Annotated in this window: 11 protein-coding genes; 9 read left to right on the forward strand and 2 right to left on the reverse strand. The window is 74.3% G+C overall.

The window, feature by feature from the left end:
• The first annotated feature begins 88 nt into the window (after positions 1–88).
• Together AB0G52_RS25930 and AB0G52_RS25935 are read left to right on the forward strand one after the other, a co-directional pair.
• Entirely contained in the window at positions 89–946 is an 858-nt protein-coding gene (locus tag AB0G52_RS25930) for a MoxR family ATPase (protein WP_132892505.1), read from the forward strand.
• Entirely contained in the window at positions 943–2,334 is a 1,392-nt protein-coding gene (locus AB0G52_RS25935; RefSeq protein ID WP_132892507.1) for a VWA domain-containing protein, read from the forward strand. The genes AB0G52_RS25930 and AB0G52_RS25935 overlap by 4 nt, the downstream gene beginning before the upstream one ends.
• A 73-nt stretch (positions 2,335–2,407) precedes the next feature.
• On the opposite strand, the gene AB0G52_RS25940 is transcribed toward AB0G52_RS25935, so the two are convergent.
• Positions 2,408–2,773 (reverse strand): cupin domain-containing protein, encoded by a 366-nt coding sequence (locus tag AB0G52_RS25940; RefSeq protein ID WP_132892509.1) that lies wholly within the window; start codon positions 2,771–2,773, stop codon positions 2,408–2,410.
• Between the two features lie 211 nt (positions 2,774–2,984).
• On the opposite strand from AB0G52_RS25940, the gene AB0G52_RS25945 reads away from it, so the two are divergent.
• The 6 genes from AB0G52_RS25945 to AB0G52_RS25970 are packed head-to-tail and all read left to right on the forward strand — an operon-like array spanning position 2,985 to position 8,593.
• The gene (locus AB0G52_RS25945; protein ID WP_132892511.1) at positions 2,985–4,136 is read left to right on the forward strand and encodes an FAD-binding oxidoreductase; all 1,152 of its coding nucleotides are present in this window, start codon (positions 2,985–2,987) and stop codon (positions 4,134–4,136) included.
• Entirely contained in the window at positions 4,133–4,432 is a 300-nt protein-coding gene (locus AB0G52_RS25950) for a (2Fe-2S)-binding protein (protein WP_132892513.1), read from the forward strand. Before AB0G52_RS25945 ends, AB0G52_RS25950 begins: the two co-directional genes overlap by 4 nt.
• Positions 4,425–5,882 carry an NAD(P)/FAD-dependent oxidoreductase gene (locus tag AB0G52_RS25955; RefSeq protein ID WP_361339050.1) on the forward strand — a complete coding sequence of 486 codons (1,458 nt, stop codon included), beginning with the start codon at positions 4,425–4,427 and terminating at the stop codon, positions 5,880–5,882. The genes AB0G52_RS25950 and AB0G52_RS25955 overlap by 8 nt, the downstream gene beginning before the upstream one ends.
• A gap of 32 nt (positions 5,883–5,914) precedes the next feature.
• Positions 5,915–6,814, forward strand: a complete 900-nt coding sequence (locus AB0G52_RS25960; protein ID WP_132892517.1) for a dihydrodipicolinate synthase family protein — start codon at positions 5,915–5,917, stop codon at positions 6,812–6,814.
• 47 nt (positions 6,815–6,861) lie between these two features.
• Positions 6,862–7,863, forward strand: a complete 1,002-nt coding sequence (locus AB0G52_RS25965) for a proline racemase family protein (protein ID WP_132892518.1) — start codon at positions 6,862–6,864, stop codon at positions 7,861–7,863.
• A gap of 31 nt (positions 7,864–7,894) precedes the next feature.
• Positions 7,895–8,593 carry a GntR family transcriptional regulator gene (locus AB0G52_RS25970; RefSeq protein ID WP_132892520.1) on the forward strand — a complete coding sequence of 233 codons (699 nt, stop codon included), beginning with the start codon at positions 7,895–7,897 and terminating at the stop codon, positions 8,591–8,593.
• 6 nt (positions 8,594–8,599) lie between these two features.
• Here AB0G52_RS25970 and AB0G52_RS25975 read toward each other — a convergent pair whose 3' ends face one another.
• Positions 8,600–9,622, reverse strand: coding sequence for a LacI family DNA-binding transcriptional regulator (locus tag AB0G52_RS25975; RefSeq protein WP_132892522.1), 1,023 nt, complete (start codon positions 9,620–9,622; stop codon positions 8,600–8,602).
• Between the two features lie 289 nt (positions 9,623–9,911).
• Here AB0G52_RS25975 and AB0G52_RS25980 point away from each other — a divergent pair, with 289 nt between their 5' ends.
• Positions 9,912–11,840 carry a beta-L-arabinofuranosidase domain-containing protein gene (locus tag AB0G52_RS25980; protein ID WP_361339055.1) on the forward strand — a complete coding sequence of 643 codons (1,929 nt, stop codon included), beginning with the start codon at positions 9,912–9,914 and terminating at the stop codon, positions 11,838–11,840.
• Positions 11,841–11,864: the final 24 nt, after the last annotated feature.

Genomic DNA, 11,864 nt, shown 5'->3' on the forward strand with positions numbered 1-11,864 from the left:
CCGTCCGGGGTCACGGAGGGTGGCACGTGAGCTGAACAAGCGCTTAGATAGCTGGGTCAGAGATTACGCCCCCAGGTCGGAGGCCCCGTTGTTCACTTCCGTCGACGACGTCTCCGCGCGCCTCGCGGACACCGGCTACCTCGCCTCCCCCGCGGTCGCCACCACCGTCTTCCTGGCCGACCGGCTGGGCAAACCGCTGCTCGTCGAGGGGCCCGCCGGGGTCGGCAAGACCGAGCTGGCGAAGGCCGTCGCCGAGGTCGCCGGGGCCCGCCTGGTCCGGTTGCAGTGCTACGAGGGCGTGGACGAGTCCCGGGCGCTGTACGAGTGGAACCACGCCAAGCAGCTGCTGCGGATCAGCGCGGGCCGGGACGAGAGCTGGGACGAGGCCCGCACCGACATCTTCAGCGAGGAGTTCCTGCTCCCCCGTCCGCTGCTCACCGCGATCCGCGGCGACGACCCCAAGGTCCTGTTGATCGACGAGACCGACAAGGCCGACGTCGAGGTGGAGGGCCTGCTCCTGGAGGTGCTCAGCGACTTCCAGGTGACGGTCCCCGAGCTGGGCACGGTCACCGCGACCCGCCGCCCCTTCGTGGTGCTCACCTCCAACGCCAGCCGTGAGCTGTCCGAGGCGCTGCGCCGCCGCTGCCTGTTCCTGCACATCGGGTTCCCGGACGAGGAACTGGAGCGGCGGATCGTGCGGCTGAAGGTGCCGGGCCTGTCCGCGGCGCTGACCGAGTCCGTCGTCCGGGTGGTCGGGGCACTGCGCGCGATGGACCTGCGCAAGGTGCCGTCGGTAGCGGAGACGATCGACTGGGCGCGCACCCTGCTGGCGCTGGGCGCCGACACGCTGGACGAGCAGGTCGTACGGGACTCCCTCGGCGTGATCCTCAAGCACCAGGACGACATCCAGAAGGCCGCCGCCAAACTGGACCTGGACGCGTTGTGAGCGCGGGGGCGGACGCCCGGGCCGGCTCCGCCGACGCCGCCGACCTCGCCGACCGGCTCACGGGGCTGGTCGGGGCGCTGCGGGCGCACGGGGTACGGGTCGGGACCGGGGAGACCGTGGACGCGGGGCGGGCGGTCGAGGCGCTGGGCCTGGCCGAACGGGAGCTGCTGCGCGAGGGGCTGGCCGCGACGCTGCTGCACGGCACCGGGCAACGGGCCGTGTTCGACCAGGTCTTCGACCTCTATTTCCCGCGCGGGGTGGGCGGTCCCGGCGCCGAGGCCGCCGACCGGGACGAGCTGCGGGAGCGGCTCGCCGCCGCCCTCGCCGACGACGACACCGCCCGGCTCAGGCAGTTGGCGGCACGGGCCGTGGACGGCTTCGGCGGGTACGGGAGTTCACCGGGCTCGGACGGCTGGTCGTCGTACCAGACGCTGGACCGGGTGCGGCCCCAGACGCTGCTGGCGCGGGTGCGGGCGGACGTGCGGGCCCGGGACGGGAACGCCGCGGGGTTCGCGGACCGGCTGCTCGACGACGAGATCAGGCGGCGGATCGAGGCGTTCCGGGGCATGGTCGCGGCCGAGGCCAGGCGCCGGGTGGCGGAGCGGCGCGGCCGGGACGAGATCGCCCGGCGGGCGGTGCCGCCGAGCGCCGACCGGGTGGACTTCCTGTTCGCCGGACGGGACCAGCTGACCGAGTTGCGCAGGGCGGTCCAGCCGCTGGCGCGGAAGCTGGCGACCCGGCTGGCCGCGCGCCGCCGCCGGGCCGCACGGGGCACGATCGACCTGCGGCGCACCCTGCGCGGCTCACTGTCCACCGGCGGGGTGCCGATGCGGCCGGTGCTGCGCCGCCGCCGGCCGGTCCGCCCCGAGCTGGTCCTGCTGTGTGACGTCTCCGGCTCGGTGTCCGGCTTCTCCGACTTCACGATGCTGCTGGTGCAGGCGCTGCACGACCAGTTCAGCAAGGTGCGGGTGTTCGCCTTCGTCAACCGGATCGACGAGGTGACCGGGCTGCTGGAACACGGCCGGGCCGACCCGGAGGGGCTCGGCGCCCGGATCCGCGCCGAGGCGACGCTCACCGGCTGGCACGGCAGCAGCGACTACGGCATGGCGCTGGGCGAGTTCGCGGAGCGGTACGGCGCCGCGGTGGGGCCGCGCACCACCGTGTTCGTGCTGGGGGACGCGCGCACCAACAACCTCGACCCCAACCTGGGCGCCGTCCGCGAGATCGCCCGGCAGGCACGGCGCGTCTACTGGCTGAACCCGGAGCAGCGCTCGCTGTGGGGCACCGGTGACTCGGCGGCGCCCGAGTACGCGGCGCTGGTGGAGATGCACGAGTGCCGCACGGCCCGCCAGCTCAGCGGGCTGATCGGGCGGCTGCTGCCGGTGTAGCGGACAGGACAAGGGTGCGGACAGGACAAGGGTGCCGTCGCCCCAGGGGGTGACGGCACCCGTTCGCCGGCTCTCAGCCCTCCTTCGCCTTCGCGTAGTCGGTCGCCATACCGCCGGCGAAGTCGTAGAGGATGACCTGTTCGTCGCCCACGACCCAGGCCTCGTGCCCCGGCGGGCAGACGAAGACGTCGCCGGGGCCGATCTCGCCCTCGCCGCCGTCGTCCATGACCAGGTGCATCCGGCCCTGCACCACGTATCCGTTGTGGTGGACCATGCAGGTCCCGGTTCCCGCGAGCGGTCCCACCGACTCCGTCCAGCGCCAGCCCGGCTCGAAGGTGGCGACGGCGAAGTCCAGGCCGGTCATGTGCACGGCTTCGAGGTGGCCGCGGGGGAAGTCACGCCGCTCGTCCGGCTTGTCGACCGTCTTGATCTCCAGCATGCCGGTGTCCTCCCTTCCGGCCGCTCACCACGGCCGGGGCCGGTCTCCGCCGCCCGGAGGCCATGGCCCCACCACTCCATCGTCGTCCTGTCAAGCGGAGAGCGCCATTCGGGGGAGCGTCCTTCGGGGGAGCGCCATTCAGGGGCCCAGCCGTGCGGTGACCCGGGGTCGGGGTGTTCCCCCAGACAGTGCCATGTGACATATTACTGTCGTGAGCATGCGACTGACCTGCGATGTCGTGGTCGTCGGGGCCGGCATGGTGGGCGCGGCGTGCGCGCTGTACGCGTCCCGGGCGGGGCTCGACGTGGTCGTGGTGGACCGCGGCCCGGTGGCCGGCGGCACGACGGGTGCCGGTGAGGGCAATCTGCTCGTCTCCGACAAGGAACCGGGGCCCGAGCTCGAACTCGCCCTGCTGTCCGGTCGGTTGTGGGCCGACCTGGCCGCCGGGCCGGGCGACCGGATCGAGTACGAGGCCAAGGGCGGGGTGGTCGTCGCCGCGTCGCCCGCGGAACTGACCGCGCTGGAGCGGCTCGCGGCCGGGCAACGGGCCGCCGGGGTACGGGCCGAGACCGTCGGCGCGGACCGGCTGCACGACCTGGAACCGTACCTGGCACCCGGCCTGGCGGGCGCGGTCCACTACCCGCAGGACGCCCAGGTGATGCCGGCGCTGGCCGCCGCCCACCTGCTGCGGGCCTCGGGCGCCCGGCTGGCGGCCGGCCGGACCGTGACCGGGGTGCTGCGCGGCGCCGACGGCACCGTGCGCGGCGTCCGCACCGACCGCGGCGACCTGCACGCCCCGGCCGTGGTGAACGCGGCCGGGACCTGGGGCGGCGAACTGGCCGCGCTCGCCGGTGTCCACCTGCCCGTCCTGCCCCGACGCGGTTTCGTGCTGGTCACCGAGCCGCTGCCGCGCCGGGTGCGGCACAAGGTGTACGCCGCCGCCTACGTGGCCGACGTGGCCAGCGGCTCGGCGGGCCTGCACACCTCGCCGGTCGTCGAGGGCACCGCGGCCGGGCCGGTCCTGATCGGCGCGAGCCGCGAACGCGTCGGCTTCGACCGGTCGTTCGCCCTTCCCGTGCTCCGGGCGCTGGCGGCGGGCGCCACCCGGCTGTTCCCCTTCCTGTCGGACGTCCGGGCCGTGCGCGGCTACCTGGGATTCCGCCCGTACCTGCCGGACCATCTCCCCGCCATCGGCCCGGACCCCCGTGCCCCCGGCCTCTTCCACGCCTGCGGACACGAGGGCGCCGGCATCGGACTCGCCACCGGCACCGGGCAGGTGCTCGCCCAGGTCCTGAGCGGCACGTCTCCCGCGCTGGACCTGACCCCGTTCCGTCCCGAGCGTTTCGCCGAGGAGGCCGCGTGAACCCCCTGAAGCTGGTACGGGCCCGGCCGGGTCCCGCCTTCACCGTCACCTTCGACGGCCGGGAGATCGAGGCGCTGCCCGGCCAGACGGTCGCGGCGGCACTCTGGGCGTCGGGGGTCAGGTCCTGGCGGTCCACCCGCGGCGCGGGCCGGCCACGGGGCGTCTTCTGCGGGATCGGGGTCTGCTTCGACTGCCTGGTCGTCGTCAACGACCGCCCCAACCGGCGCGCTTGTCTGGTGCCGTTGCGTCCGGGCGATGTGATCCGCACCCAGCAGGGCACCGGGCACGATGACTGAGCGCCGGCACCTCGCCGTGATCGGGGCGGGCCCGGCCGGGCTCGCCGCCACCCTGGCCGCCGCGCGGCACGGTCTGCGCGTCACCCTGGTCGACGCGGCAGACGAGCCGGGCGGCCAGTTCCATCGGCAGCCCGCCGCCGGGCTCGGGGCGCGCCGTCCGCAGGCGCTGCACCACCGGTGGCGCGCATGGCGGCGCCTTCGCGAGGGGCTCGACCGGTACCTCGCGGCCGGACACGTGACCCATCTCCGGGAGCACCACGTGTGGTTCGTGGAGCGGCGGCAGCGGGGCTTCACGGTTCACGCGCTCCTCGGCCCGGCCCAGGAGCGGGCCGTCGAGGTGGGCGCCGACGCGGTACTGCTCGCCACCGGCGGCCACGAGCAGGTGCTGCCCTTCCCCGGCTGGACGCTCCCCGGGGTCGTCACGGCCGGCGGCGCGCAGGCCATGCTCAAGGGCGGCCTGGTGCTGCCCGGCCGTACCGTCGTCGTCGCCGGCACCGGGCCGCTGCTGCTGCCCGTCGCGACCGGACTCGCGGCGGCCGGCGCCCGGGTGGCGGCGCTGGTGGAGTCCGCGGACCCGCGGGCCGTGCTGCGACGGCCCGCGGTCCTGACCGCCCAGCCGGCGAAACTCGTCGAAGCCGCCGGGTACGCGGCCGGGTTGCTGCGGCACCGGGTCCGTGTCCTGGTCCGCGCCACCGTGGTCGAGGCGCACGGGGACGAGCGGCTGACCGCCGTGACCGTCGCGGCGCTGGACGCCGGGGGCCGGGTACGGCCGGGCACCCGGCGGCGCGTCGACTGCGACACCCTGGCCGTCGGGCACGGCATGCTGCCGGGCACCGACCTGGCCCAGGGCCTCGGCTGCCGCGTCGACGGCGTCGCCGTGCACGTGGACGACGAACAGCGCACCGACGTGCCGGGGGTGTGGGCGGCGGGTGAGGCGACCGGCATCGGCGGCGCGGCCCTCGCCCTCGCCGAGGGCCACATCGCGGGGCGGTCGGCCGCCGCACGGCTGTCGGGTGCGGTGCCCGACCCCCGCGGCTGGTCCGGGGCCGCCCGGAGCAGGGCGGGACTGCGCAGGTTCACGGCGGCGCTGGACGAGGTCTGCGCACCGCCCGCGCACTGGGCCGAACTGGTCACGGACGACACGGTGGTGTGCCGTTGCGAGGAGGTCACCGGCGGCGCGGTCCGGCGGGCCGTGACGGAGCTGGGCGCGGGGGACGTACGGACCGTCAAGCTGCTCACGCGGGCCGGGATGGGCTGGTGCCAGGGCCGCATGTGCGGGACGGCGGTCGCCGGGCTCGCCCGCTGCCCGCAGACGGCGTCCCGCGGACCGTTCGCCCGGCCGGTGCCGCTCGGCGTGCTCGCGCGAGCCGGTCAGGACGACGAACAGCACGACGAACGAGCCTACGAGCGACACGGCGAACAGATCACCGACCAGCACGACATGAAGTGACGTCACCAGTCCCCTGCCACCCGAGGAGCCCGATGACCCCCGCCCCGCGGACCCGCCCCTGGCGCGGCGTCCTCGTCGCCACCGCCCTCCCCTTCCGCGACGACCTCTCCGTCGACCACGACCGGTACGCCGAGCACTGCGCCTGGCTGGTCGGCAACGGCTGCGACGGTGTCGTGCCGAACGGCTCGCTCGGCGAGTACCAGGTGCTGACCCCCGAGGAGCGCGCGCAGGTCGTGGCGACCGCCGTGGCCGCGGTCGGCGGGGCGCGGGTCGTGCCCGGGGTCGCCGCCTACGGCTCCGCCGAGGCCCGGCGCTGGGCGGAGCAGGCCCGGGACGCCGGCTGCCACGCCGTGATGCTGCTGCCGCCCAACGCCTACCGGGCCGACGAGCGTTCGGTCCTCGCGCACTACGCGGAGGTCGCGCAGGCCGGCCTGCCGGTCGTGGCGTACAACAACCCCGTCGACACCAAGGTCGACCTCGTCCCGGAGCTCCTCGCCACGTTGCACGGCGAGGGGTACATCCACGCCGTCAAGGAGTTCTCCGGTGACGTCAGGCGCGCCTGGCGGCTCGCCGAACTCGCCCCGGAACTGGACCTGCTGGTCGGCGCCGACGACGTCCTGCTGGAGCTGGCGGTCGCGGGGGCCAAGGGCTGGGTGGCCGGCTACCCCAACGCGCTGCCGGCGGCGACGGTCGAGCTGTACCGGGCGGCCGTGGGCGGGGACCTGGACACGGCCAAGCGGCTGTACGGGCAGCTGCATCCGCTGTTGCGCTGGGATTCCCGGGTCGAGTTCGTGCAGGCCATCAAGGTGTCGATGGACATCGTCGGCCGCCACGGCGGTGCCTGCCGCCCGCCGCGCGTGCCGCTGCTGCCCGAGCAGGAGGCCGCCGTGCGCGCGGCCACCGAGAAGGCCGTGGCGGCCGGCCTGTCCTGACCCCCTCGAAACGGCCCGTAGCGTCCGCAGCGACCACCAGGAGCGTCATGCGCAGCACACTCGTCCTGCACGCCGTCGACTCGCACACCGAGGGCATGCCCACCCGCGTGATCACCGGCGGGATCGGGACCGTTCCCGGCGCGACCATGAACGAGCGGCGGCTGTACTTCCGGGAACACCGCGACGACGTCAAGCAGTTGCTGATGAACGAGCCGCGCGGGCACTCTGCGATGAGCGGGGCGATCCTGCAGCCGCCCACCCGGCCGGACTGCGACTGGGGCGTGCTCTACATCGAGGTCTCCGGCTACCTGCCGATGTGCGGGCACGGCACGATCGGGGTGGCGACCGTGCTCGTGGAGACCGGGATGGTGGAGGTGGTCGAGCCGGTCACCACCATCCGGCTCGACACCCCGGCCGGTCTCGTCGTCGCGGAGGTGGCGGTGACGGACGGCGCCGCGACGCACGTCACCCTCAGCAACGTGCCGTCCTTCGCCGTCGGACTCGACCGCAGGATCACCCTCCCGGACGGGCGGACGGTGACCTACGACCTCGCCTACGGCGGGAACTTCTACGCCATCCTCCCGCTGGACGAGTTCGGCCTGCCCTTCGACCGGTCCCGCAAGGACGACATCCTGGCCGCCGGGCTGTCGCTGATGGCGGCGATCAACGCCGAGGCGGAGCCGGTGCACCCCGAGGACCCGACGATCCGCGGCTGCCACCACGTCCATCTGACCGCCCCCGGGGCCACGGCCCGCCGCTCCCGGCACGCGATGGCCATCCACCCGGGCTGGTTCGACCGTTCCCCCTGCGGCACCGGCACCAGCGCGCGCATGGCCCAGCTGCACGCGCGCGGCGAACTCCCCCTGGACACCGAGTTCGTGAACGAGTCCTTCATCGGCACCAGGTTCACCGGCCGGCTCATCGGCACCACCCAGGTGGCCGGGATCCCCGCCGTCCTGCCCACCTTCACCGGCCGGGCCTGGATCACCGGCACCGCGCAGTACCTGCTGGACCCGACCGACCCGTTCCCGGCCGGCTTCGTACTCTGAAGTCCCCCGCACCGCCACCAGGAGTTCCACCATGACCGACCGGCCCGCCGACTCCGCCGCCCCCGCCCTGCCCTCCCTGGGCGGCCGGCGGCCCAACTACCGCGAACGGGTCGTGGACGTCCTGCGCGCCGCGCTGATCGCCGGTGAACTGCGGCCCGGCGAGGTGTACTCGGCGCCGGGCCTGGCCCCGCGGCTGGGCGTCTCGGCGACGCCGGTACGGGAGGCCATGCTGGAGCTGGTGAAGGAGGGCATGGTCGAGATCGTCCCCAACAAGGGGTTCCGGGTCACCGCCGTCTCCGAGAAGCAGCTGGACGAGTACACCCACGTCCGGTCCCTGATCGAGATCCCGACCACCGTGGGCCTGGCCGCCACCGCGGACCCCGCCGACCTGGAGGCGCTGCGCCCGGTCGCCCAGGAGATCGTCGGCTCGGCGCTGAAGGGCGACCTGATCGCGTACGTCGAGGCCGACCTGACGTTCCACCTGGGGCTGCTGGCCCTGGCGGGCAACGACCACCTGGTGGAGGTCGTACGGGACCTGCGGCGCCGCTCGCGGCTGTTCGGCCTGACGGCCCTGGTGCGGGCCGGCCGGCTGACCGCGTCCGCCGAGGAGCACCTGGAACTCCTCGACGCCCTGCTGGCCCGCGACGAGCAGGCCGTGCGCGAGGTGATGACCCGTCACCTCGGCCACGTCCGCGGGCTGTGGGCGGCCCGGCGGCCCACGGACGACTGACCGACGTCAGCTGGACTCCCGGACCACCAGCCGGCACGGCACCGTGTGCACGCCCGGCTCCGGTACGGCGTCGATGGCCTGGAGCAGCCGCAGCGCGGCGATCCGGCCGATCTCGGCCAGGTTCATGTCGACGGTGGTCAGCGGCGGACGGCAGGCGAGCGCCATGGTGTCCCAGTTGTCGTACCCCACGACGGCGATGTCCCCCGGCACGTCCCTGCCGCGCTCGCGCAGCGCGTCCGCGACCCCCCGGGCGATCTGGTCGTTCCCGCAGAAGACGGCGTCCACGTCGGGCGCCGTGCGCAGCACCGCGTCGGCGGCCCGCCGCCCCCAGGCCTCGCTCCACTCCCCGAAGTGCACCCGTCCGCCGGCGAGCGCGAGACCGGACCCGGCCAGGTGCGCCACGGCGTGCCGGGCGCGGTCGCGGGCGGCCTGGTGGTGCTCGGGGCCGGTGACATGGGCGATCCGGGTACGGCCGGTGGCGAGCAGGTGCCCCACGGCGAGATGGGCGCCGCCGCGGTCGTCGGTGACGACGGAGGTGTCCTCGGGGTCCGTCGACGGGGAGAGCGCGTAGACGACGGGGATCGCCGGGTCGATGCCGGTCAGCGGCGGCCGTGGGTCGGTACGGCGGCCGGTGACGATGACTCCGTCCACCCGCCGGTCGGTGAGGTTGCGCAGGTGGTGCTGCTCGCGGATGGCGTCGCCGCGGGTGTCGCACAGCAGCACCGAGATCTTCCCGGCGCCGAGCGCGTCCTCGGCGCCCAGCAGCACCGGGGTGCTGAAGCGGCCGATGCCGTCCGTCGTCATCAGGCCGACGGTCCAGCTGCGGCCGCTGTGCAGGCTCCGCGCGTGCTGGTTGGGCCGGAACCCGAGCGCCTCCACCGCGTCCAGCACCCGCTGCCGGGTCTCCGGGCGCATCCGGCCCGCGCCGTTCAGCGCCTTGGAGGCCGTGCCCACACTCACACCGGCGAGGGCGGCGACATCGGCGAGCCTGGCCCGGCCGGCGGCCGGGGAGTCGGGAGCAGAGGTCACGAGCAAACCTTTTCCTAGACGGTCTCTCGCTCATGCCGTCGAGCCGACGACGACAGAGTCGCCCACATGGTCGCAGCCGCCCATGACAAGCACCAGCCCTCCAGGGAAATGCGAAAAACCTCTGCCGGGCGTCTTGACCCCTCTCTTCGACTGCCCTGTACTTCTCGGCGAGAAAACGGTTGCGCACGATGGTTCAGCGCCGCGCCACGCCCCACGCACCGGACGACGTTCGACATATCGAAAAGAAGCACCTGCGTCCGGCCCCAGTCCCTCCCGACCTCGGAGAGCCATGCCCCGCACCGACACCGCCCCGTCCTCCCCCACCGGCCCGATCCGTCTGACGCCGGACGCCCGCACCGCGCTGCGCCCGGCGGCCGTCGTCATCGACGGCGGCTTCTGGCACGACCGGCGCGCGGTCAACGCCCGGGTCTCCCTTCCCCAGGGCCCGGACCTGCTGGAGGCCGCGGGAAACCTGCACAACCTGCGGCTGGCGGCGGGCCTGGCCGAGGGCGAGTTCCAGGGCGCGTACCCGTTCGTCGACACCGACATCTACAAGTGGCTGGAGGCGGCCGCCTGGCAGCTCGCCCAGGGCGCCGACGAAGCGCTGGCGGCCGACGTCGAGCGGGTCATCGCCCTGGTGGCCGCGGCGCAGCAGCCCGACGGGTACCTCAACACCTGGTTCCAGCTGGTCAAGGGCGGGGCGCGGTACGAGGACCTGCGCTGGGGCCACGAGCTGTACTGCGCGGGTCACCTGATCCAGGCGGCCGTGGCGCACCACCGTGCCACCGGCCGCCCGGAACTCCTCGACGTGGCACGGCGGTTCGCCGACCACATCGACTCGGTGTTCGGACCCCCCGGCAGCGGCAGGCCCGTCGACGGCATCGACGGCCACCCGGAGGTGGAGACCGCCCTGGTGGAGCTGTACCGGGAGACCGGCGAGCGCCGCTACCTGGACCTGGCCGGCTACTTCGTGGACCGGCACGGCCACGGCCTGCTCGGCGGCGCGGCCTACTGCCAGGACCGCGTCCCGCTGCGCCGGGCGACGAACGTCGAGGGGCACGCCGTACGGCAGTTGTACCTGCTGGCGGCCGCCGCGGACCTGGCGGCGGAGACCGGCGACGACGAACTCAGGTCGGCCGGCGAACGGTTGTGGCAGGCCATGACGGCCACCAAGACGCACCTCACCGGCGGTCTGGGCGCCCACCACGACCAGGAGGACTTCGGCGACCCGTACGAACTCCCCAACGAGCGCGCCTACTGCGAGACCTGTGCGGCGATCGCCTCGGTGCAGTGGAGCTGGCGGCTGGCCCTGCTCACCGGCGAGGCCCGCTACTCGGACCTGATCGAGCGCACCCTCTTCAACGGCTTCCTCGCCGGGGTCTCCCTGGACGGCGAGCAGTGGCTGTACGTCAACCCGCTCCAGGTCCGTGACGGCCACACCGACACCGGAGGCGACCAGTCGGCCCGCCGCACCCGCTGGTTCCGCTGCGCCTGCTGCCCGCCCAACGTGATGCGGCTGCTGGCGAGCCTGGAGCACTACCTGGCGTCCGGCGACGAACAGGGCCTGCAGATCCACCAGTTCGTCACCGGGACGTACGCGACCGGACAGGTCCGGGTACGCGCCGAGACCGACTACCCCTGGCACGGGACGGTCGCGTTCACCGTCGAGGAGACCCCCTCCGACGGCCCCTGGACGCTGTCGCTGCGCATCCCGCAGTGGTGCCGCGAGTTCCGGGTGCGCTGCGGTCCCGACTCCTGCGACCAGTCCGACGCCCCCGTCGAGCACGGCTGGTTGCGGCTCACCCGCGACTGGTCACCGGGCGACCGGGTCGTCCTCGAACTCGGTCTCGAACCCCGGCTCACCGCCGCAGACCCGCGCGTGGACGCGGTACGCGGCTGTGTGGCGATCGAGCGCGGGCCGCTGGTGCACTGCCTGGAGCAGGCCGACCACCCCGGCGGCGGCCTGGACGACATCGTCCTCGATCCCTCCCGTCCGCTCGCCGTCAAGCACCGCCCGGACCTGCTCGGCGGTGTCACCACCGTCGTCGCCGCGGGCCGCCGGCGCCGTGTCCCGGACCGCGGCTGGTGGCCGTACGCCGCCGTGACCGGCGCGGAGCCCGAAGGCGACGGCGAGCCGGTCGAGCTGACCGCGGTCCCGTACCACGTGTGGGCCAACCGCGAGGACGGCAGCATGCGCGTCTGGCTCCCCACCTCCTGAGACACCCCGTCCTACGACAACGAG

The sequence above is a fragment of the Streptomyces sp. NPDC021562 genome, from assembly GCF_040640875.1.
Taxonomy (GTDB): Bacteria; Actinomycetota; Actinomycetes; order Streptomycetales; family Streptomycetaceae; genus Streptomyces.

What these genes read in the sequence shown, in the direction of transcription:
- AB0G52_RS25960 (WP_132892517.1), top strand. Translation starts at nt 5,915, where the DNA reads ATGACCCCCGCCCCGCGGACCCGCCCCTGGCGCGGCGTCCTCGTCGCC.
- AB0G52_RS25955 (WP_361339050.1), top strand. Translation starts at nt 4,425, where the DNA reads ATGACTGAGCGCCGGCACCTCGCCGTGATCGGGGCGGGCCCGGCCGGG.
- AB0G52_RS25970 (WP_132892520.1), top strand. Translation starts at nt 7,895, where the DNA reads ATGACCGACCGGCCCGCCGACTCCGCCGCCCCCGCCCTGCCCTCCCTG.
- AB0G52_RS25965 (WP_132892518.1), top strand. Translation starts at nt 6,862, where the DNA reads ATGCGCAGCACACTCGTCCTGCACGCCGTCGACTCGCACACCGAGGGC.
- AB0G52_RS25980 (WP_361339055.1), top strand. Translation starts at nt 9,912, where the DNA reads ATGCCCCGCACCGACACCGCCCCGTCCTCCCCCACCGGCCCGATCCGT.
- AB0G52_RS25940 (WP_132892509.1), bottom strand. Translation starts at nt 2,773, where the DNA reads ATGCTGGAGATCAAGACGGTCGACAAGCCGGACGAGCGGCGTGACTTC.